Source organism: Kineococcus endophyticus, from assembly GCF_040796495.1.
GTDB lineage: Bacteria > Actinomycetota > Actinomycetes > Actinomycetales > Kineococcaceae > Kineococcus > Kineococcus endophyticus.
On record NZ_JBFNQN010000005.1, the window covers coordinates 332,319 to 352,690 of the forward strand.

General features: G+C 74.1%; 22 protein-coding genes. 11 read left to right on the forward strand and 11 right to left on the reverse strand.

Features of this window, described 5'->3' with window-relative positions:
• The first annotated feature begins 8 nt into the window (after positions 1-8).
• Positions 9-806 (forward strand): sulfite exporter TauE/SafE family protein, encoded by a 798-nt coding sequence (locus AB1207_RS09335; protein ID WP_367637799.1) that lies wholly within the window; start codon positions 9-11, stop codon positions 804-806.
• 42 nt (positions 807-848) lie between these two features.
• Here the strand turns inward: AB1207_RS09335 and pdxY are convergent, their stop codons facing one another.
• Positions 849-1,700: a pyridoxal kinase PdxY gene (gene pdxY, locus AB1207_RS09340; protein ID WP_367637800.1), complete on the reverse strand. Its 852-nt coding sequence runs from the start codon at positions 1,698-1,700 to the stop codon at positions 849-851.
• Positions 1,701-1,792: 92 nt separating this feature from the next.
• On the opposite strand from pdxY, the gene AB1207_RS09345 reads away from it, so the two are divergent.
• The 3 genes from AB1207_RS09345 to AB1207_RS09355 are packed head-to-tail and all read left to right on the forward strand — an operon-like array spanning position 1,793 to position 4,198.
• Positions 1,793-2,377 carry an ArsR/SmtB family transcription factor gene (locus AB1207_RS09345; protein WP_367637801.1) on the forward strand — a complete coding sequence of 195 codons (585 nt, stop codon included), beginning with the start codon at positions 1,793-1,795 and terminating at the stop codon, positions 2,375-2,377.
• On the forward strand, positions 2,374-3,591 hold the full coding sequence (locus tag AB1207_RS09350) for an MFS transporter (RefSeq protein WP_367637803.1): 1,218 nt from the start codon (positions 2,374-2,376) through the stop codon (positions 3,589-3,591). The genes AB1207_RS09345 and AB1207_RS09350 overlap by 4 nt, the downstream gene beginning before the upstream one ends.
• A gap of 4 nt (positions 3,592-3,595) precedes the next feature.
• Entirely contained in the window at positions 3,596-4,198 is a 603-nt protein-coding gene (locus AB1207_RS09355; protein ID WP_367637804.1) for a DedA family protein, read from the forward strand.
• Here the strand turns inward: AB1207_RS09355 and AB1207_RS09360 are convergent.
• Together AB1207_RS09360 and AB1207_RS09365 are read right to left on the reverse strand one after the other, a co-directional pair.
• Positions 4,191-5,078, reverse strand: a complete 888-nt coding sequence (locus AB1207_RS09360; RefSeq protein ID WP_367637806.1) for a serine hydrolase — start codon at positions 5,076-5,078, stop codon at positions 4,191-4,193. The genes AB1207_RS09355 and AB1207_RS09360 overlap by 8 nt on opposite strands.
• Positions 5,075-5,953 (reverse strand): LysR family transcriptional regulator, encoded by an 879-nt coding sequence (locus AB1207_RS09365; RefSeq protein ID WP_367637807.1) that lies wholly within the window; start codon positions 5,951-5,953, stop codon positions 5,075-5,077. Before AB1207_RS09365 ends, AB1207_RS09360 begins: the two co-directional genes overlap by 4 nt.
• Before the next feature lie 93 nt (positions 5,954-6,046).
• Between AB1207_RS09365 and bla the strand changes: the two genes are divergently transcribed.
• Positions 6,047-6,937, forward strand: coding sequence for a class A beta-lactamase (gene bla, locus AB1207_RS09370; protein WP_367637809.1), 891 nt, complete (start codon positions 6,047-6,049; stop codon positions 6,935-6,937).
• On the opposite strand, the gene gatB is transcribed toward bla, so the two are convergent.
• The 4 genes from gatB to AB1207_RS09390 are packed head-to-tail and all read right to left on the reverse strand — an operon-like array spanning position 6,930 to position 10,754.
• Positions 6,930-8,447 (reverse strand): Asp-tRNA(Asn)/Glu-tRNA(Gln) amidotransferase subunit GatB, encoded by a 1,518-nt coding sequence (gene gatB, locus AB1207_RS09375; protein ID WP_367637810.1) that lies wholly within the window; start codon positions 8,445-8,447, stop codon positions 6,930-6,932. The genes bla and gatB overlap by 8 nt on opposite strands.
• The gene (gatA, locus tag AB1207_RS09380; RefSeq protein ID WP_367637812.1) at positions 8,444-9,988 is read right to left on the reverse strand and encodes an Asp-tRNA(Asn)/Glu-tRNA(Gln) amidotransferase subunit GatA; all 1,545 of its coding nucleotides are present in this window, start codon (positions 9,986-9,988) and stop codon (positions 8,444-8,446) included. The genes gatB and gatA overlap by 4 nt, the downstream gene beginning before the upstream one ends.
• A complete protein-coding gene (gene gatC / locus AB1207_RS09385; protein ID WP_367637813.1) occupies positions 9,985-10,284 on the reverse strand; it encodes an Asp-tRNA(Asn)/Glu-tRNA(Gln) amidotransferase subunit GatC in 300 nt (99 codons plus the stop codon). Before gatC ends, gatA begins: the two co-directional genes overlap by 4 nt.
• Before the next feature lie 11 nt (positions 10,285-10,295).
• Positions 10,296-10,754: an Lrp/AsnC family transcriptional regulator gene (locus AB1207_RS09390; RefSeq protein ID WP_367637815.1), complete on the reverse strand. Its 459-nt coding sequence runs from the start codon at positions 10,752-10,754 to the stop codon at positions 10,296-10,298.
• Positions 10,755-10,805: 51 nt separating this feature from the next.
• Here AB1207_RS09390 and AB1207_RS09395 point away from each other — a divergent pair, with 51 nt between their 5' ends.
• Together AB1207_RS09395 and AB1207_RS09400 are read left to right on the forward strand one after the other, a co-directional pair.
• Positions 10,806-11,036, forward strand: a complete 231-nt coding sequence (locus AB1207_RS09395; protein ID WP_367637816.1) for a hypothetical protein — start codon at positions 10,806-10,808, stop codon at positions 11,034-11,036.
• 31 nt (positions 11,037-11,067) lie between these two features.
• Positions 11,068-11,349: a hypothetical protein gene (locus tag AB1207_RS09400; protein ID WP_367637818.1), complete on the forward strand. Its 282-nt coding sequence runs from the start codon at positions 11,068-11,070 to the stop codon at positions 11,347-11,349.
• A gap of 6 nt (positions 11,350-11,355) precedes the next feature.
• Here AB1207_RS09400 and ligA read toward each other — a convergent pair whose 3' ends face one another.
• On the reverse strand, positions 11,356-13,503 hold the full coding sequence (gene ligA / locus AB1207_RS09405) for an NAD-dependent DNA ligase LigA (RefSeq protein ID WP_437178897.1): 2,148 nt from the start codon (positions 13,501-13,503) through the stop codon (positions 11,356-11,358).
• An 84-nt stretch (positions 13,504-13,587) separates the two neighbouring features.
• Between ligA and AB1207_RS09410 the strand changes: the two genes are divergently transcribed.
• Positions 13,588-14,820 (forward strand): esterase-like activity of phytase family protein, encoded by a 1,233-nt coding sequence (locus tag AB1207_RS09410; RefSeq protein ID WP_367637820.1) that lies wholly within the window; start codon positions 13,588-13,590, stop codon positions 14,818-14,820.
• Here AB1207_RS09410 and AB1207_RS09415 read toward each other — a convergent pair whose 3' ends face one another.
• The gene (locus tag AB1207_RS09415) at positions 14,821-15,357 is read right to left on the reverse strand and encodes a GNAT family N-acetyltransferase (RefSeq protein WP_367637822.1); all 537 of its coding nucleotides are present in this window, start codon (positions 15,355-15,357) and stop codon (positions 14,821-14,823) included.
• The gene (locus AB1207_RS09420) at positions 15,350-16,360 is read right to left on the reverse strand and encodes a uroporphyrinogen decarboxylase/cobalamine-independent methonine synthase family protein (protein WP_367637823.1); all 1,011 of its coding nucleotides are present in this window, start codon (positions 16,358-16,360) and stop codon (positions 15,350-15,352) included. Before AB1207_RS09420 ends, AB1207_RS09415 begins: the two co-directional genes overlap by 8 nt.
• Before the next feature lie 146 nt (positions 16,361-16,506).
• Here AB1207_RS09420 and AB1207_RS09425 point away from each other — a divergent pair, with 146 nt between their 5' ends.
• Together AB1207_RS09425 and AB1207_RS09430 are read left to right on the forward strand one after the other, a co-directional pair.
• Positions 16,507-18,222: an alpha/beta hydrolase gene (locus AB1207_RS09425; RefSeq protein ID WP_367637825.1), complete on the forward strand. Its 1,716-nt coding sequence runs from the start codon at positions 16,507-16,509 to the stop codon at positions 18,220-18,222.
• Positions 18,223-18,277: 55 nt separating this feature from the next.
• Entirely contained in the window at positions 18,278-19,549 is a 1,272-nt protein-coding gene (locus tag AB1207_RS09430) for a DUF445 domain-containing protein (RefSeq protein WP_367637827.1), read from the forward strand.
• 82 nt (positions 19,550-19,631) lie between these two features.
• Here AB1207_RS09430 and AB1207_RS09435 read toward each other — a convergent pair whose 3' ends face one another.
• Entirely contained in the window at positions 19,632-19,871 is a 240-nt protein-coding gene (locus tag AB1207_RS09435; RefSeq protein ID WP_367637828.1) for a hypothetical protein, read from the reverse strand.
• A gap of 202 nt (positions 19,872-20,073) precedes the next feature.
• Here AB1207_RS09435 and AB1207_RS09440 point away from each other — a divergent pair.
• A partial coding sequence (locus AB1207_RS09440; protein ID WP_367637829.1) for a hypothetical protein occupies positions 20,074-20,372 on the forward strand: 299 nt, incomplete at its 3' end.

Consider the following 20,372-nt stretch of genomic DNA (forward strand, 5'->3'; position numbering starts at 1 on the left):
ATGGGCCCGTGCCTCCCGACCTGACGGTTCCGGTCCTCCTGCTCCTGCTGCTCGCCGCGTTCGCCGCGGGCTGGATCGACGCCGTGGTGGGTGGCGGCGGGTTGTTGCAACTGCCGGCCCTCCTGCTCGTGCCGGGCCTGAGCCCCGTGCAGGCGCTCGCGACGAACAAGCTCGGGTCCATCTTCGGCACCAGCACGAGCGCCCTGACGTACTACCGGCGCGCCAGACCCGACCTGCGGACCGCGCTGCCGATGGCGGCGGTCGCCCTCGTCGGGAGTTTCGGCGGAGCCTCCATCGCGGCGGCGCTGCCCGTCGCCGTGTTCAAACCCGTCATCGTCGTGGCGCTCATCACCGTCGCCACCATCACCGTGCTCCGGCCGGCGCTGGGAGCCTCGACGTCCCTGCGGTTCTCCGGCCACGCCCACTACCGCGCGGCGATCGCCGTCGGCCTCGCGATCGGCGTCTACGACGGGGTGCTCGGTCCGGGCACCGGGACGTTCCTCGTCATCGCCATGGTGAGCCTGCTCGGGTACGACTTCGTCCAGGCCAGTGCCAAGGCGAAGATCGTGAACTTCTCCACGAACCTCGGCGCGCTGCTGTACTTCGCGCCGCACGGGGCGGTCCTGTGGGGGCTCGGGCTGCTGCTCGGGATCGCGAACACGAGCGGGAGCTACCTGGGGTCCCGGATGGCGATCTCGCAAGGGACGCGGTTCATCCGCACGGTGTTCCTCGTCGTCGTGGCCGCCCTCATCGTCAAGGTGGGCCACGACGTGTGGGTCGAGAACCTCTCCCCGCTGTTCTCCTGAGGGCCGGCGCCGCGCCCGCGCGGGGCGGCGCCGGCGGCGGGTTCAGCGCACGCGTTCGGCGGTGAACTGCATCCGGGGGTTCGCGTAGACCTCCTGCGACTCCACGAGCCGCAGTTCGCGCTCCCCGGAGCGGTAGGTGTTCTCGATGAGGTCGAACACGCTGGACACCGTGCGCTCCAGCGCCACCCGCGCCTCGCCGGTGCTGCGGTAGTGGGCCGTGAAGAGGGCGGCGGTGACGTCCCCGGACCCGTTCGCCTTGAACGGCAGCATCGGGGTGCGGACGATCCAGGCGCCGGCGTCGTCGGCGACGAGCACCTCGACGGTCCCCTCCTCGCGGTCGGGGCGTTCGACGCTCGTCACCAGGACGGTCGAGGGGCCCATGGCCCGCGCGGCGTCGACCGAGGCGAGCGTCGACTCCAGCGTGTCGGGTTCGGTGCCGGTGAGGTAGCCGAGCTCGAACTGGTTCGGCGTGATGATGTCGGCGACGGGGACGACCCGGTCGCGCAGCAGCTCCGGGATCTCGGGCGCGACGAAGCAACCGGACTTGGCGTTCCCCATCACCGGGTCGCACGCGTACACCGCGGAGGGGTTCGCCGCCTTCACCCGGCGGACCGCGTCGACGATGACGTCGCCGATCCCGACCCCGCCCTGGTACCCCGACAGGACCACGTCCACCTGGGGGAAGACACCGCGCTCCTCGACCCCGGTGAGGACGTCGGCGACGTCCGACGGCGCGATGAGCGGACCGCGCCAGGCCCCGTACCCCGTGTGGTTGGAGAAGTTCACGGTGTAGACGGGCACGACCTCGACCCCGATGCGCTGCAGTGGGAAGACGGCCGCGGAGTTGCCGACGTGGCCGTGCGCGACGGCGGACTGGATGGAGAGCACCTTCACGCGCCGGACGATACGCGCCCCCGCCCCACGGGGCCGTCCGACTTCCACAAGAGGTCTTGTGGAAGATGTCTTGTGGTTCTACCGTCGACGTCGTGGACGACTTCCCTCCTCCCGACCTGCCCAGCGTCGAGCTCACCGACCCGGCCACGATGCGCGTGCTGGCGCACCCCACCCGGCTGCGCCTCCTCGGCGAGCTGCGGGTCCACGGGCCGTGCAGCGTCGGGATGCTCAGCCGCGCCGTCGACGAGGCCCCGGGCTCGGTCAGCTACCACCTGTCGCGCCTCGCCGAGGTCGGCCTGGTGGCCGAGGCGCCCGACCACGCACCGGACCGCCGGCAACGCTGGTGGCGCTCGGTCCACGCCTTCACCCGCACGCCCTCCCCCACCGACACGAGCGACCCCGAGCGCTCGGCGGCCTCCACCGCGCTGCGCAAGAGCTTCGTGCGGGGCCTCGCCACCGCGCACGAGGCCTACCTCGACGCCGAGCACGACCTGCCACCGGAGTGGGCCGAGGCCGCCTCCACCGGGGACCTGTACCTCGACCTCACGGCCGACGAGCTCGCCGAGATGGCCGCCGAGGTCCGACAGGTCTTCGGCCGGTGGCTGGAGCGCTCGAACCGGGACCGCGCCGGGACCCGCCCCGTGCTCGCCCTCCACGCGCTGTTCCCGCGGCCGTGAGACCGCTCCGCGCGCTGGTCGTCGCGCACACCGCGAGCGCCGCGGGGAACGCGGCGACCCAGGTGGCCGTCCCGCTGCACGTCCTGGCCACGGGCGGCAGCGGCCTGCAGCTCGGGATCGCCTCCGCCGCAGCGGTCGTGCCGGTCATCGTCGGCGGTGTGTTCGGCGGGACGGTCGTCGACCGCATCGGCTACCGCCGCACGAGCATCACCAGCGACGTCGTCGGGGCCGTCACGATCGCCGCGGTCCCGCTGCTGGCCGGCACCGTCGGCCTGCCGTTCTGGGGGCTCGTCCTGCTGCTCGTGGCGACGGGCCTGCTGGACGCCCCGGGCCAGGCCGCGCGGCACGCGATGCTGCCCGAGGTCTGCGCGGTCGACGACGTGCCGCTGCTCAAGGCCACGGGCGCCCTCAACGGGGCCGAACGCCTCGCCCAGCTGCTGGGGGTCGCCGCGACGGCCGCCCTCGTCGGGTGGCTCGGCGCCCTGCCCGTCCTGTGGCTGGACGCGGCGACGTTCGCCGCCAGCGCGACGCTCGTGCTGATCGCCGTGCCCCACACGTCCACCGCCGCCACTCCCGCGGGGTCCTACCTGCGTCGCCTGCGGGAGGGGTTCGACGTGGTGCGCCGCGACGGGTTGCTGCGCGCCGTCGTCCTCCTCGTGCTGGCGACCAACGCCTTCGACACGGGGCTGACCGTCCTGCTGCCGCTCGTGGCGCGCGACACCTGGCACCACCCCGCAGCGTTCGGCTGGGTCAGTGCCGTCTTCGGCGTGGGCGCGGCGGTGGGAGCCCTGCAGGCGCACCGCCTCACCCGGCGCTGGTCGCGCCGTCGGGTCTTCGCCCTGTCCTTCCTGCTCGCCGGGTCGCCGCGCTTCCTGCTGCTGGCCACGGGCCCCTCCCTGGAGCTCACCCTCGTCGTCGTCCTCGCCTGCGGCCTCGCCGCGGGGGCCATCAACCCGGTGCTGGGCGCCGTGCAGCTCGAGCGGGTGGCCCCGCGGATGCGCGCCCGCGTCGCCGGTCTCGTGGCGGCGGGCGCGTGGGCGGGGATGCCGGCCGGGTCGCTGCTCGCGGGGTGGGGTGCGGACCGGGTCGGCGTCGTGCCGGTGCTGTGGACCGTGGGGGCCCTGTACCTCGTCGTCACGCTCGCCCCCTTCGTCGGCCGGTCGTGGAAGGACATGGACCGTCCTGCCCGGCGGGAGTCGGCCGTGGCAGGGTGAGCGGGTGTTCGACCAGCTCAACGCGCTCGTCACCGAGCACGCGGGATCGCCGTGGGTGCTGGCCGCGGTGCTCACCCTCGCCGCCCTCGACGCCTTCGTCCCGCCGCTGCCGAGCGAGTCGGTCGTCATCGGCCTGTCGGCCATCGCGGCCGACACCGGGCACCCGAACCGGTGGGCGCTGTTCGCCTGCGCGGTGGTCGGCGCCTTCCTCGGCGACAACCTCACCTACACGATGGGCCGGCACTCCCCGTTGCGGCGCTGGATCGCCGGGCACCCGCGGCTGGAGAAGGCGTTCAGCCGCGCCGCCGTGGAACTGCAGAAGCGGGGGGCGTTCGCGATCCTGGCCGCCCGGTACGTCCCGATCGGCCGCATCGCCGTGAACCTGACGGCCGGGGCGGTGCAGTTCCCGCGGGCGCGCTTCGTCGGGTTGAGCGCGCTGGCGGCGCTGACGTGGGCGGCGTACTCGGTGGCGATCGGTTCGCTCGCCGGGCACTGGATCGAGTCGACACCGTTGGCCGGCGCCGCCCTCGGCATCGTCATCGCCCTGGCGCTGGGTTTCCTCGTGGACCTCGTGCTCAACCGCGTCGTCCGCCGCCGGGTCAGCTGAGGTCGTCGTCGAGGAGGGCGTCGAGGAGGATCCGGGCGGAGAGGCCGAGGGCCGCCTCGGCCTCCGGTTGGTGCGTCGCCGCCACGGTCGAGGCACTGAGGACGACGACCGCGACGGTCGGGCCGTAGGCGTGCTCGACGACCCCCGCCTCGTGCCGCAGCGTCAGCAGGGTTCCCGTCTTGGACGACCAGCGGGAGGCGTCGGTCCGCAGGTCCGGGGCCAGCCGGTGACCGAAGACGTTGCCGCCCAGCAGGTCGCGCATCCGCGCGGCGACCACCTCGGGGACGGTGGTGGGTCGCCACAGCTGGGTCAGCAGCTCCGTGAAACCCTCGGCCGAGCCGGAGTTCGCGCGTCCGACGTCGAACTGCTCGAGGGCGTGGCCGTCGCCGGCGGTTCCGGAGCGGCTCGCCAGCAGGTGGCCGAGCGGGCGTTCCACCCGCAGTGCCGGAGTGGCGGTCAGGTCGGCCAACCGGTGCCGCACCGCGACGCCCCGGACGCCGAGGGCGCGCAGTTCCGCGTCCACGGCCGCCGGTGGTGTGAGGTCGAACAACGCGTCGGCGGCGACGTTGTCGCTGATGGTGACGGCGAGTTCGAGGAGGTCCTCGACCGCGACGTGCGCGGGGTGGCGGAACCGCCCGAGACCGGTGTCGGCCGGCGTCGTCGGCGGTTGCACCGCGACCACCTCGTCCGCCGCGAGTTCCCCGCGGTGGATGCGCAGGAGGGTCGCCAGGGCCAGCGGGACCTTCACCAGGGATGCGCACGGGAACGGCCGGGCGGGATCGAGGCCGACGGCGCGCCCGGCGTCGAGGTCGCGCACGACGATGCCGGCCTCCAGGCCCGCGTCCGCGAGGACGTCCCGCACCCGCTCGAGCGCCCTCACACCTCCTCCCACAGGCCGGCCACCGCGTCCGCGAACTCCCCGCGCAGGCGGTGGGCGTCCTCGTCCCGGCCGGCCAGCACCGCCAGGCCGCGGACGAGGACGCACCCCGACACCGGGCACCAGTCCAAGCCCCAGGTGCGCGCCTCGGGCCGGGTGACCAGGACGACGTCGCCGCCGCCGAGGGCGTCGGCCAACGCGGCGACCGGGGAGTCGGCGACGCCCACCTGCACGGGTTGCAGACCCGCCGCCGCGGCCGCCCGCACGACGACGTCCCGCACGTGCGGGACGTCGTCCTCCGGCAGCAACCAGCAGCGGCGCAACCCCTCCTGCCGCGCCGACCGTCCCGACGCGCGACCCCGCCGCAGCGAGGACCACCGGAAGGAGGGGGCGCGCAGGAGGCCCGGAACCGCGGCCACCCCGAGCACGCTCGTCCACTCGGCCTCGTCCGGCGGCACCGGGACGAGGGCGACGGGCAGGTCGCGCTGGCGGACCGCCTCGACCCGGCCTGCCCGCGGGAGCGGCACGGGGTCCACGACGTGTCCGGTGCGCGCCGCGAACCGGGCCAGGTCCGGCACCGCCAGCGTGTCCGGCACCCCGCACCGCAGGGGCCGCCGGCGGGCCCGTTCGGCGCCCTCGACGAGGGCGTCGGCCAGGTCCACGAGACGGCGGGCCGTGGGCAGCAGGTCCCGTCCCACGCTCGTCACGGCGACGGTGCGCGACGACCGCTCCAGCAGTCGCGCCCCGAGGTGGGCCTCCAGCGCGGCCACCCGGCGGCTCGCGACGGACTGCGGGATGCGCACGGAGGCAGCCCCCGCCGTGAAGCTGCCCTGGGTCGCGACGGCCAGGAAGGCGCGGCACCCGGCGACGACGTCCACGGCCCGACCGTACCGCTCGGCCATGCTCGTTCGGCATGGATCGGACCGCCGCCTGCTTGGACAGCATGGCCGGACTGCGGTGGGGTGGGGACCGTGAGACGAACCGCCGCCCTCCTGTCCGCCCCGCTGTCCGCGCTGGTGATCCTGGCCGGCTGCTCCGAACCGGCCCCGCCCACCTCGTCCGCCCCGGCTCCGGCGAGCTCCTCCTCCGCACCGGCGCCCGACTTCGCCGCCCTGGAGCAGCAGTCCGGTGCCCGCCTGGGCGTGTTCGCGGTCGACACCGGCAGCGGCCGCACCGTCGCGCACCGGGCCGACGAGCGGTTCGCCTTCGCCTCCACGTACAAGGCGCTCGCGGCCGCGGCGGTCTTGGACTCCGGCGCCGACCTCGCGACGCAGGTCCCGGTGACCGACCTGGTCGACTACTCCCCCGTCACGCAGGAGCACGTCGGCGGGACCCTGTCGCTCGGCGAGGTCGCCGAGGCGGCGGTGACCGTGAGCGACAACACCGCGGGCAACCTGCTCTTCGACCAGCTCGGTGGACCCGCCGGTTTCGAGGCCGACCTGCGGGCCCTGGGCGACACCGTGACGGAGTCCGCGCGCACCGAACCCGGGTTGAACGGGTGGAACCCCGGCGAGGTCGACGACACGAGTTCGCCGCGCGCGTTCGCCACCGACCTGCAGGCCTACGCCGTGGGCGACGCCCTGGACGCCGCCGACCGGGACGTCTTCACCGGGTGGCTCAGGGGGAACACGACCGGGGCGGAGCAGATCCGTGCGGGGGTTCCTGCGGGCTGGGTCGTGGGCGACAAGACCGGCCACGCGGGCCGCTACGGCAACCAGAACGACGTCGGTGTCGTGTGGCCGTCGGGGGGCCGGGCCCCGTGGGTCGTCGTGGTGTTCTCCGACAAGCCGGGCCTCGACGACGAGTCCGACCCCGCGCTCGTGGCGCGGGCGACCGGACTCGTCGTCGACGCGCTCAGCTGACCCGTGCGGTGATGAGCTCGCGGATGCGCGCGGCGTCCGCCTTGCCCTGCATCTCCTTCATGACCTGACCGATGAGGGCACCGGCCGCCTGCGCCTTGCCGCCGCGGATCTTCTCCACGACGTCGGGATTGGCGGCGATGACCTTGTCGACCGCGGCGTTCAGGGCGCCGTCGTCCTGGACGACGACGAGACCGCGGGCCTGGACCACCGTCGCGACGTCCCCCTCCCCGGCCAGCACGCCCTCGAGGGCCTCGCGCGCGAGGCGGTCGGTGAGCTTGCCGTCGTCGACGAGCTGGGCCAGTTCGGCCACGTCGGCGGGGGTGACGCGCAGGTCGGTGAGCTCGACCCCGTCGGCGTTGGCGCGGCGGGCCAGTTCCCCGGACCACCACTTGCGGGCCGCCGCGGGCGAGGCGCCCGCGGCCACCGTCGCCTCGACGACGTCCAGCGCCCCGGCGTTGACGAGATCGCGGAACTCCAGGTCGGAGAAACCCCACTCGGCGTGCAAGCGCTTGCGGCGTTGCGAGGGCGGCTCGGGCAGCGAGGCGCGCAGCTCCTCGACCCACGCCCGGTCCGGGACGATCGGGACGAGGTCGGGTTCGGGGAAGTACCGGTAGTCCTCGGCGTCGGACTTCTCCCGGCCCGACGTCGTGAGCCCGGTGTCCTCGTGCCAGTGGCGCGTCTCCTGCACGACCTTCTCACCCGCCCGCAGGACGGCCGCGTGCCGGGAGACCTCGTAGCGCACGGCCCGTTCGACCGAGCGCAGCGAGTTGACGTTCTTCGTCTCCGACCGCGTGCCGAGCTTCGCCTCCGGCGACGGGCGCAGCGAGAGGTTGACGTCGCAGCGCAGCGACCCCTGCTCCATCTTGACGTCGGAGACGTCGAGCGCGCGGAGCAGGTCGCGCAGGGCCGCGACGTAGGCGCGGGCCACGTCGGGGGCCCGGTCCCCGGTGCCCTCCAGGGGCTTGGTGACGATCTCGATGAGCGGGATGCCCGCGCGGTTGTAGTCCACGAGGGAGAACTCGGCGCCGTGGATGCGGCCCGTGGAACCCCCGACGTGCAGGGACTTCCCGGTGTCCTCCTCCATGTGGGCGCGCTCGATGAGCACCCGGTAGGTGAACGCCGGCTTCGACCCGTCCTCCGACGCCGGGACGTCGACGTCGAGGTACCCCTCGTACGCGATCGGCTCGTCGTACTGCGACGTCTGGAAGTTCTTCGGCATGTCCGGGTAGAAGTAGTTCTTCCGGGCGAACCGGCAGCGCTCGGCGATGGAACAGTTCAACGCCAGCCCGATGCGGATCGCCGACTCCAGCGCCTTGGCGTTCAGGACCGGCATCGCGCCGGGCAGACCGAGGGACGTCGGGTCCACCTGCGTGTTCGGCTCGGCGCCGAACTCCGTCGGCGCACCGGAGAACATCTTCGTCTGGGTGTTGAGCTCGACGTGCACCTCGAGGCCGAGGACGGGGTCGAACTCCGCCACCGCCTCGTCGTACTCCACCAGTTCGACGGTCATGCCGACACCCCCTGCCACGCCGGAACCTCCGCGAGCAACGGCCCGCCCCACTTGTCCACCAACCGCGTCTCCAGCGCCGCGCCGACCCGGTACAGCCGGTCGTCGGCCTGCTGCGGCGCGAGGATCTGCAACCCCACGGGCAGCCCGTCGGACAGGCCCGCCGGCAGGGACATCCCGGGGATGCCCGCCAGGTTCGCCGGGATCGTCGCGACGTCCCCGGCGTACATCGCCAGGGGGTCGTCGAGCTTGGCGCCCAGGGGGTACGCGACCGTCGGCGCGGTCGGCGAGACCAGCACGTCGACGGAGCCGAAGGCCGCGTCGAAGTCGCGCTGGACGAGCGTGCGCACCTTCTGGGCGCTGCCGTAGTAGGCGTCGTAGTAGCCGGCCGACAACGCGTAGGTGCCGAGGATGATGCGGCGCTTGGCCTCGTCCCCGAACCCGGCGGCGCGGGTGGCGCGCATGACGGTCTCGGCCGTCACGTTCTCGCCCTCCGGCACGACCCGCAGGCCGTAGCGCATCCCGTCGAACTTGGCGAGGTTGCTCGACGCCTCGCTCGGCAGGATCAGGTAGTACGCGGCGAGCGCGTGCACGATGTTCGGCAGGCTCAGCTCGACGACCTCGGCCCCGGCGGCGCGGAACTCCGCGAGCGCCTCCTCGAACCGCGCGACGACACCGGGTTCGTACCCCTCGCCCGACAGTTCGGCGACGACCCCGATGCGGACGCCGGTGAGGTCGCCGGTCGCGCCCTGGCGGGCGGCGCCGACGACGTCCGGCACCGCACCCGGCAGCGACGTCGAGTCGTACGGGTCGTGGCCTGCGATGACCGCGTGCAGCAGCGCCGTGTCCATGACCGTCCGGGCGCAGGGCCCGGCCTGGTCCAGGGAGCTGGCGAGGGCGATGAGGCCGTAGCGGGAGACCGCGCCGTAGGTGGGCTTGACGCCGACCGTGCCGGTGACGGCCGCGGGCTGGCGGATCGAACCACCCGTGTCCGACCCGATCGTCAGGGGGGCCTCGAAGGCCGCGAGCGCCGCCGCGGAACCGCCGCCGGAACCGCCCGGGATGCGGGTGGGGTCCCACGGGTTGCGCGTGACGCCGTACGCGGAGTGCTCGGTCGTCGAGCCCATCGCGAACTCGTCCATGTTCGTCTTGCCGAGCACGACGAGGCCCGCGGCGTGCAGCTCGCGCACGACGGTGGCGTCGTACGGCGGGACCCAGCCCTGCAGCATCCGGGACCCGGCAGTGGTCGGCAGGCCCTTCGTCGTCAGCACGTCCTTGACGCCGATGGGGACACCGGCGAGCGGCCCGAGGTCGGCCCCGGCCGCGCGGTCGGCGTCGATCTGCCGGGCGCGGGCGAGGGCGCCCTCGTGGTCGACGTGCAGGAAGGCGTGGACGCCGGAGTCGTTGGGGCCGGACGTCGGGCCGTCGACCGCGTCGATGCGGTCGAGGTGGGCGCGGGTGACCTCCTCGGCGGAGACGACCTTGCTGCGCAGGCCGTCGGCGAGGCGGGTGGCGTCCCACTGGACCAGTTCGTTGACGCTCACGCCTCCTCCCCCAGGATCATCGGGACGCGGAAGCGACCGTCCTCGGCCGCGGGAGCGCCCGCGAGCGCCTCCTCCGCGGTCAGGCCCGGCCGGACGACGTCCGGTCGGGTGACGTTCGTCAGCGGCACGGGGTGCGAGGTGGCGGGTACGTCGTCGGTGGCGACCTTCGCGACGGCCGCGACGGCATCGAGGACCGCGTCGAGCTGACCCGCCATGCGGTCCAGCTCCTCGTCGGACATGTCGATGCGCGCCAGGCGCGCGAGGTGCTCGACCTCGGATCGGGAGATGGCGGACACGATCGGTGAGTCTATTGCGCCGGTCCGGGGTGCCCACGGTCCACCAGCCGGGACAGGACGATGACGGAGTCCGTGGCGGCGATGGACGCCTCGTCCCGCACCCGCTCGACGGCCTCCTCCAGGTGGCTCACGTCCCGGGCCCGCAGGTGCAGGAGCGCGTCCGCGGGGCCGGTCACGGTGTAGGCGCCGACGATCTCGGGGACGCCCTGCCAGAGCCGGCGCAGCTCGGCGGGCGAGACGGTGCCGTGGCAGCGGACCTCGACGAAGGCCTCGGTCCCCCACCCGAGCGCGGCCGGGTCGACGACGGCCGTGAAGCCCGCGATGACGCCGTCGGCGACGAGCCGGTCGACGCGGCGCTTCGTCGCCGGGGCGGACAGCCCGACGCGGTGACCGACCTGCGCGAACGTGGCGCGCCCGTCGGCTTCGAGGGCCGCGATGATGCCGCGGTCGATGTCGTCCAGCTCCCGCACCGGACCTCCCGTTCCCGTGGCGCGACGACGCCACGGTGCCACAGTGCTGGCGTGGTGACGTTGGGAGCCGGTGGGACGCGCTGGGGGCTGCTGCGCGCCGCGGCCGTCCTCCTCGTGCTGGGGGCGGTCGCGTGGTGGCGCCGGCAGGACACGTCCTTCGCGCTGTACGCCGTGTCCTGGGGCGCCGTCCTCGTCGCCTCGGTGGTGTGGACCGCCGTCCGGCACCGCGCGGACGTCGTCGAGCTGGCGCCCGACGCGCTGCGCGTGCGGACCCGACGGTGAGCGCCGCTTCGCGTGGGAGGACGTCCTGGAGGTGTCCTGGACTTCCGGGACGTGGCCGAACCTGGGCAGCGGGCCGGTGCTGCGGGTCAAGGGCGGGCCGTACGACGACCCCGGCCCCAACGTCCCGGCGCAGGTCGCCCAGCTCGCCCTCTTCGGCCGGCGCGACACGCGCCGCGCCGCCCGCGCTCTGGCGCAGGCCGCGGCCGACCACGGCGTCCCCTTCACCCCCGGGCTCGTCGAGCTCGTCAACTCCGGCAAGCGCAGCCCGCGGCTGCCGGGCGAGCGCCGCGACGCCCGGGGCGGCTCGCTCTAGGCCGGCTCACCCCGCCTCGCCCGCCGCCGGGTCCGCGCTCCCCTCCCCCTCGGCCGGGAGCGCCACCGCGTCCGGGCCCCCCTCGAGCAGCGCGGTGAACCCCGCCTCGTCGAGGATGCGCAGGCCCAGCTGCTCGGCCTTGTCGGCCTTCGATCCGGCGGCCTCCCCCACGACGACGAAGTCGGTCTTCTTCGAGACCGAGCTCGACGCCTTCCCGCCGCGGGCGAGGATCGACTCCTTCGCCTCGTCGCGGGAGTACCCGGCCAGCGATCCGGTGACGACCACGGTCAGCCCCTCCAGGGTCCGCGGCGTCGACTCGTCCCGCTCGTCCTCCATGCGCACGCCGGCCTCGCGCCACTTGCGCACCACCTCGCGGTGCCAGTCGACGGCGAGCCACTCCACGACCGCGTCGGCGATCGTGGGGCCGACGCCCTCGGAGGAGGCGATCTCCTCAGCGCTCGCGGCCTCGATCGCCTCCATCGACCCGAACCGGTCGGCCAGGGCGCGGGCCGCGGTCGGGCCGACGTGGCGGATCGACAACCCGACGAGGACGCGCCACAACGGCTGGGACCTGCGGTCGGCGAGGTTCTGCAGCAACCGCCGGCCGTTCGCCGAGACGGCCCCCGCCTTCGTCGTGAAGAGCGGGACCGTCGCCAGGTCCTCCTCGGTCAGCGTGAACAGGTCGCCCTCGTCCTCGATGACGCCGGCCTGCAGGAGAGCCGTGGAGGCCTCGTACCCGAGGGCCTCGATGTCGAACGCCCCCCGGCCCGCGACGTGGAACACCCGCTCGCGCAGCTGGGCCGGGCAGGAGCGGGAGTTCGGGCAGCGGATGTCGACGTCGTCGGCGCGCTGGTGCGCGAGCGTCGTCCCGCACTCCGGGCACTGCGTCGGCATGACGAACTCCCGCTCGTCGCCCGTCCGCGCGTCGGCGACCGGCCCGAGCACCTCGGGGATCACGTCGCCGGCCTTGCGGACGACGACGGTGTCGCCGATGAGAACGCCCTTGCGCTTGACCTCGTCGGCGTTGTGCAGGGTGGCCATCTTCACCGTCGAGCCGGCGACGAGCACCGGTCGGAGCACCGCGAAGGGCGTGACCCGGCCGGTGCGGCCGACGTTCACCTGGACGTCGAGGAGCGTCGTCGTGACCTCCTCCGGCGGGTACTTGAACGCGATGGCCCAGCGCGGGGCGCGCGACGTCGACCCCAGCCGGCGCTGCAGCGGGACCTGGTCCACCTTGACGACGACGCCGTCGATCTCGTGCTCGACGTCGTGCCGGTGCTCGCCGTAGTAGGAGATGTACTCGGCCACCTCGGGCAGGGTGTCGAGCACCTTCACGCGCGAGGACGTCGGCAGGCCCCACGCCGCGAGCTTCTCGTACGCCTCGAACTGCGAGCCGTTCTCCATGCCGCGGCGGGACCCGATGCCGTGCACGAGCATCCGCAGCGGCCGGGTGGCGGTGACGCGGGGGTCCTTCTGCCGCAAGGATCCCGCCGCCGCGTTGCGCGGGTTCGCGAACGGCGGTTTGCCGGCCTCGACCAGCCCGGCGTTGATCGCGGCGAACCCCTCGAGGAGGAAGAACACCTCGCCGCGGACCTCGAGGAACTCCGGCACGTCCTCGCCCGTGAGGCGGTGCGGGACGTCGGCGATGGTGCGGACGTTGAACGTCACGTCCTCGCCCGTCCGCCCGTCGCCGCGCGTCACACCGCGGACGAGGCGCCCCTGCTCGTAGACGAGGTCGATGGCGAGGCCGTCGATCTTCGGCTCGCACAGGTACCGGGCGCCCTCCCCGACCTCCTTCTCCACGCGGCCGGCCCAGGCCGACAACTCGTCGAGCGAGAACGCGTTGTCGAGGCTGAGCATGCGCTCGGGGTGGTCGACGGCCGTGAACTCCGTCGAGAACGTGCCGCCGACCGTCTGCGTCGGGGAGTCGGGCGTGCGCAGCTCGGGGTGCTGCTCCTCCAGCGCCCGCAACTCCTTCTCCAGCTCGTCGTACTGCCCGTCGCTCAGCGGCGAGGAGTTCCGCACGTAGTACGCGAAGCGGGCGGCCTGGACCTCGGCCACCAGCTCCTCCCAGCGGTGCCGGGCCGAGGACGGGACCGTGTCGTCGGAAGGGCCACCGGAGGGGCTCGTGCTCTGTGCGCTCACGGTCCCCATCCTGCCGCGAGGGTCCGACACACGCCCACGAGCGTTCACCGTGGCGTCGCACAGCGGTTGCTCAGGGTCCCTACGGTCACCGCCATGATCACCCGCCCCTCCCGCCGCGCCCTCGCGGCGCCGCTCGCCCTCACCGCCGTCGTCGCCGGCACGCTCGGCCTGACCGCCTCCGGTTCGGACGCCCGGGCCGACGACCACGCCCCCACCACCGCCCTCCCCGCCCAGACCGCGCGCCTCGTCGACCGTCAGGTCCTGCCCGCCGCGTCCTTCGGCGAGCCCGTGCCGAGCGGCGCGGGCATCGAGACCGCGAACGGCGTCGCAGTCCCGTTCGCCGCACAGCCCGTCCAGGGGTTCTCCGCGAACCTCGTCCAGCCGGACGGCTCGTACCTCGTCCTGTCGGACAACGGCTACGGGACGAAGGCCAACAGCGCGGACTTCCTCCTCGCCGTCCACCGGCTGACCGACCCCGGCACCGGGACCCTGCAGGTCGCGCCGGGGGGTTTCACGTTGTCCGACCCGTACGGCAAGGTCACCTGGGACCTGACCCGGTCCGACCGCCGACTCACCGGTGCCGACTTCGACCCCGAGAGCTTCCGGCAGGCCCCCGACGGGACGTTCTGGTTCGGTGAGGAGTTCGGCCCGTACCTGCTGCACACCGACGCGGCGGGCCGACTGCTCGAGGCGCCGGTCCCCCTGCCCGGCGTCCACTCCCCGGACGATTCGGAACTCGGCACGGCCACGCCGGACCTGGCGTCCAGCAAGGGGTTCGAGGGCATGGCGCAGTCGGCCGACGGCCGCTACCTGTTCCCGCTGCTGGAGGGCCCCGTCGCCGGCGACGACCCCCAGGACCTGCGCGCCCACCGCTACGACACCGTCGAGGGGCGCTACCGCGGCGAGGCGTTCACCTACCGCCTCGAATCCCCCCGCAACGCGATCGGCGACATGACCCGGGTCGACGACCACCGGTTCCTCGTCCTCGAGCGAGACAACGGCCAGGGTCCCACCGCCGTCTTCAAGGCGGTGTTCCTCGTCGACACGAGCGTGACGGACGCGACCGGGCACCCGCTCAAGACCCAGCTCGTGAACCTCATGGCGGTGCCGGACCCGGACGGGGTCGCCGGGGACCTGTCGAAGGACTCGGGGTTCCTGACGTTCCCGTTCACCACCATCGAGAGCGTCGACGTCGTCGGGGACCACCGCATCGTCGTCGGCAACGACAACAACTTCCCGTCCTCGGCCGGCCGCACGCCCGGCGTCCCGGACGACGACGAGTTCCTCACGATCGAGGTGCAGGCCGACCTGTCCAGCGCCGACTGATCAGCGGTCTCCCGCGGTGGGACGGCGCAGGACGACGAACTCCAGGTCGTCCCGCTGCGGGATCCCGAAGCGCTCGTCGCCGTAGGGGAACGGTCGGCGTTCACCCGTCACCCGGAAACCGAGGCGTTCGTACCAGGCGATGAGGTCGGCGCGCTGGGCGATGACCGTCATCTCCAGCGCGTCCGACCCCCAGCGCGCCACCGCCTCCGCGTCGGCGCGGGTCAGCAGCGTGCGTCCGATCCCGCCGCCCTGCGCGAGAGGGCTGACGGCGAACGTCCCGAAGTAGGCCACCGAACCGGTGCGACGGAGTTCGCAGCAGCCGACGAGGATCCCGTCGCGCTCGGCCAGCAGGAGCGCCGACCCCGGGGCCGCGACCACCGCGGCGATGCCCTCGGCGTCCGTCCGCCTGCCCTGCAGCAGGTCCGCCTCGGTGGTCCAGCCCGCGCGGCTGCTCTCACCGCGGTAGGCCGACTCGACGAGGTCGACGACGGCCGGCACGTCGTCGGCGGTCGCGTCGCGGAACGTCAGGTCAGTCACCGGAGGCCTCCTCGAGAGCGGCGGCCGCTGCACGCAGCCGGGTCAGCAGGTCGCGCACGAGCGACGGCGGCGCGTCCGCGAGCCCCGTCGCGGGCATGAGGACGACGTCGGCCAGGGCGGTCGCGGGCAACCCGATGCGACGCCACGGCTGGCGGACGGCGTCGACGACGGCGGCGTTCGACGGCACGGGCAGACCCGTCCTCGCCGGCACGGGCATCGCCCCGGCCCACAGGAGCAGACCGTCCTCGACGCACGCGGCGACGGACTCCCAGCCGGCCGGCCCGAGGTCACGGACGTCGAGCGCCACGCCCGCCGCCCCCACCTCGCGCACGAGCGACCAGGGCGCCTGCGCGGAGTCGAGCCGGAGCACGGGCTCGGCCCCGGCCGAGCGCACGGCGGCCAGGACGTCCCGCAGGCCGTCGCGGACCTCCGCGCGGTCGACGGCCCGCAGCGTCCCGTACCCGGACTGGGTGGGCAGCCGTCCGGCCAGGACGGCGGCCAGCGACGGCTCCTCCACGTGCACGACGACCTGCGCCCCGGGGACGAGGCGCTGCACGTCCGCGACGTGCCGCGACAGCCCTTCGGCGAGGGAGGCGACGACGTCGCGTCGCGCCCCGGGGTCGGAGACGCTGCGCTCGCCCCGGTTGAGCTCGACGCTCGCGAGCAGCGACCAGGGTCCGACGACCGAGACCGCCAGCGGGCCCGTCCACCCGTCGGCGGCCTCGGCGAGCTCGTCGAGGTCGGCGCGCAGGAAGGCGTCCGCGCGGGCGGCGTCCCGGCCGGGGGCGTCGACGAACCGCCAGCCCGCCGGTTGCCGGTCGACCGGCAGGTCCACGAGCAGCGAGGCCGTGCGCCCCAACGGGTCCGCCCCTGGCCCTCGGGCCGGGAGCTGGGCGAGGTGGGGGACGTGCGGCGGGTCGCCGAGCTCCCCGAAGACGGTGCGGGCGGCTTCGCGGGGGTCCTCCCCCGGCAGCGCGCCGACGGCGGCGGCGGATCCTGGCACGCCGGAACGCTACCCGTCGGGGGGTGCGGTCACCGGCGGGCATCCCCCGAAGGTCGGACCCGGGTCCCGACCGTCGTCCGTTGGCGGGGACCCGCCCCGTGCGGGTGGATGGGTCCTCACAGCAGACTCCTGGGAAGGCACACGCCATGCACCACCGCCGTCGAGTCGTCCGTCGCGCCGGGGCCGCCACCGTGGGGGTGCTCGCCCTGACCGGACCCCTGCTCGTCGCGAGCCCCGCGAGCGGCGCCCCCGCCCCCTCTCCTCTCGGGACCACCCGGCCCGCGACCGTCGCCGCTGCGGACGCCGAGTTCCTGGCGCGGACCCCCGAGCGCTTCCGCGACCAGCAGCTCGCCTGGGCCCCCTGCTCGCGCGAGCAGGTCGGCCTGCTCGCCAGCCTGACCGGCGGGTTGGAGTGCGCGCAGGTGGCCGTCCCACGCGACTGGAACGAGCCCGAGGCGGGCGAGCCGCTGCAGGTCACCATCAGCCGCGAACCGCGCCAGGGCCCTCGACCGGAGCGCACGGTGATCACCAACCCGGGCGGGCCCGGCGGTGCGGGGTTGTCGCTGGCGACGCTGGGGTCCGCCGTGCCGGGCCTGGCGGACACCGAGGTCGTCGGGCTGGACGTGCGGGGCACGGGGGCCAGCTCGGCCCTGACGTGCGGGTCGGCCTTCGTGGGCGAGACCCCGCCGGACTACCGGGACCGCTCGCCCGAGGCGCTCGCCCTCGCCGCCAAGATCGTCCAGGGCGCCGCGCAGGCGTGCGCGCAGGACCCGCTGGCCCCCGTCGTGAACACCCAGCAGACCGTCTTCGACATCGACCTCGTCCGCGACGCGCTCGACCGCGAGACGATCGACTGGGTCGGGTACTCCGGCGGCACGTGGCTGGGGGCGCAGTTCGCCACCCACCTGCCCGGCCGCGTGGGCCGCTTCGTCCTCGACTCCAGCGTCGACGCGACCGCGGGCTACCAGGAGGTCTTCTCCTACCAGCCCATGGCCTTCCAGCGCCGCTTCGACGTCGACTTCGCGCCGTGGGCCGCCGCGGGGAACGCCACGTTCGGGCTCGGGGCGACGGGGGAGGACGTCGGCGCGACGTACGAGCGACTGCGCGCCGAGCTGGCCGCCCGGCCGCTGCAGCTGCTGCCCGGGCTGGCCGTGGACGGCAACCTGCTGGACGCGCTCGCGATGCAGTCGATGTACGGGAAGGCGTCGTTCCCGCAGCTCGCGTGGATCCTCAGCGGGCTGCAGGTCGTCGAGGCCTTCCGCGCCGGCCCCGCGGGGTCCGCCGCCGCGCCGGCCGCCCTGACGGGTCGCCTCGCCGACCTGGTCCGCCAGCTCGCCCCCGCCGCCGACCGGCCGTCGGCGACGGAGTCGATGGCCGCGACCTTCGCGGCGACCACCTGCAACGACAGCCCCTGGACCACCGACCAGGCGTTCTGGGACGCCTACGGGAACGAGCAGGGCGAGCGGTACCCGCTCGTCGGCTACACGAAGTCCAGCCAGGTGTGCGCCTACTGGCAGCGCGACGGTCTCGTGCTCCCGACGGTGGACGGGGCCGACCTGCCGCCGCTGCTCATCGTCCAGTCCCGCCGCGACCCGGCGACCGCCTACGAGGGCGCGGTGAAGACGCACGAGGCGATGGGGTCCTCCGTGCTCGTGACGGTCGAGGACGAGGGTGACCACGGCCTCTACGGCATGGGCAACCCGTGCGTCGACGACGTCGTCGGCCGGTTCCTCACCGAGGGCACCGCGCCCGACGGCGATGTCACCTGCGAGGGCGTGGGCCTGCCGCCCGTGGCCGGTTCCCAGGGCGAGGGTGTCGTCGCGAAGGTCCTGCGGGCGGCGCGCTCGGGAACGGCGTCGTGACGGCGTGAGCCCCGGGTCCGGTGATGGGTGAGGATGACCCGGTGAGGTCGATCCCGTGAGCACCACCCGCCTGCCCGCCCCGGCCCTCGGGGACGGTGTGACCGACGAGGAGCGCCGGTCCGCGCTGCGCCGCATGCGACTGCTGGCCACCGGACTGCTCGTCGTCGCCGCCGTCGTCTACGCGCTGACGGTCGGACGGGCGGGCGGGTGGGGCTTCGTGAACGCGGCCGCCGAGGCCGCCATGGTCGGGGCGGTCGCGGACTGGTTCGCCGTGACGGCGATCTTCCGCCACCCGCTGCGCCTCCCGATCCCGCACACCGCGCTCATCCCGCGCCGCAAGGAGGCCCTGGGCAAGAGCCTGGAGCAGTTCGTCGCGGAGAACTTCCTCGCCGAGGACGTCGTGCGCGACAAGGTGCAGCGGGCCGGGATCCCCAAGCGCGTCGGGTCCTGGCTGTGCGACCGCGGCGGCTCGCGCCGCGTGGTGGAGGAGGCGTCGACGATCCTCACCGGCGCGCTCGGGATCCTGCGCGACGAGGAGGTCACCACCGTCATCGACCAGGTGCTCGTCCGGCGACTGGCCGCGCAGCCGTGGAGCCCGACCCTGGGGCGCCTGCTCGAGGAGGTCGTGCGCGACGGAACGCACCACCCCGTCGTGGACCTCACGCTCATCGAGGTGCAGACCTGGTTGCGGCGCAACGAGACCCTCGTGCGCCGGATGGTCACCGACCGGGCCCCGCTGTGGGTCCCGGACTGGCTCAACGACCGGCTCGGCAAGCGTGTCCACGCCGAGGCCCAGCGCTGGGTCGACGAGATGGTCGACGACCGCGGCCACGCCGGCCGCAAGGCCATCGACGACCTGCTGGCCCGGTACGCCGACGCCCTGCAGAACGACCCCGACACCCGCGCCAAGGCCGACGAGTTCCAGCAGCGGCTGCTCAGCTCCCCCGGCCTCGCGGACACCGTGGCCGGCCTCTGGTCCAGCGTGCGAGGCTTCCTGCTCGACGCCTTGAGCGACCCGGACAGTTCGTTGCGGACCCGCAGCGAGGAGGCGCTCGTCGACGTGGGCCACCGCCTCGTCGAGGACGCCGCCTTCGCCGCCCGCGTCGAGGGCCACCTCACCGACGCGGCCGGGCACGTCGTGCGCCGGTTCGCCCCGGAGCTCGCGACCGTCATCTCCGACACCGTCGCGCGCTGGGACGGCGACGACGCCGCCCGCCGCATCGAACTCCACGTGGGCCGGGACCTGCAGTTCATCCGGATCAACGGGACCGTCGTCGGCGGGCTCGTGGGGTTGTTCATCCACACCGTGACGGTGCTGGTGAGCTGAGGACGCCGCTGGCGCCCGGCTCCTCGAAGGATCGTCGACTGCTCCGGCTGACACACCCGCAGCTGGCGACGAGTCCTAGCCGTCAGCGGCGACGAGGGACGTCATCGTCCTCAGTGCGTTCCAGGGACGCCGAGGAGCCCTTGGAGCTGAAGGCGCTCCACAGGTTGAAGACGACGATCGCGACGACGAGGAGGCACCAGAAGACGAGGAACGGACGCGAACCCCCGTCCCGGAAGCTCGTGATGCCGAAGACGAGCATCCCTGCGCCGACGAACGCGCCCAGGACAGCTGCGGGGCGGCTCGGTGTGATGCGGTAACGCATGCGCGGAAGCTAGCAACGCTCATCCTCCGCGGCCACCGGGGTCGGTGGGCGCCAAGCCTTCGCACTGTGATGGCGGATCAGGCTCCCCCATGGTTCCGACACACCGATGTCCACCATCAACGACGCGTGAACCGTTGCCGCACATGAAGTTACGACGCTTCGACCCTAGCTGTACTGGGCTTGTTCGACTACCCTGGAACACGTGACCCCCACCGCCCAGCACGCAGCCCAGGACGCCCTCACGCGCCTGTCCGCTGCCCTGGACGACCTGCTCACCCTGCCGACCGGAACCCTCGACCGCGACGACGTCGACCACGCCGTGAGGTCCGCGTACGCCCTCGGCAACCGCCTCGACGCCGCCAAACTCCGCCTCGTGCGCGCCGCCCTGGACCACACCACCGACGGCACCGTCACCGACCTGCTCGCCACCCACCCGGTCAACCTGTCCCGCACCCACGCCCGCAAGGACGTCGCCGCCGCCCGCCACACCGACCCCGACAC

Excerpts from the sequence above, each read along its gene's own strand:
- AB1207_RS09435 (WP_367637828.1), bottom strand. The coding sequence starts at position 19,871 with ATGCGTTACCGCATCACACCGAGCCGCCCCGCAGCTGTCCTGGGCGCG.
- AB1207_RS09410 (WP_367637820.1), top strand. The coding sequence starts at position 13,588 with ATGATCACCCGCCCCTCCCGCCGCGCCCTCGCGGCGCCGCTCGCCCTC.
- gatB (WP_367637810.1), bottom strand. The coding sequence starts at position 8,447 with ATGACCGTCGAACTGGTGGAGTACGACGAGGCGGTGGCGGAGTTCGAC.
- ligA (WP_437178897.1), bottom strand. The coding sequence starts at position 13,503 with ATGGGGACCGTGAGCGCACAGAGCACGAGCCCCTCCGGTGGCCCTTCC.
- AB1207_RS09425 (WP_367637825.1), top strand. The coding sequence starts at position 16,507 with ATGCACCACCGCCGTCGAGTCGTCCGTCGCGCCGGGGCCGCCACCGTG.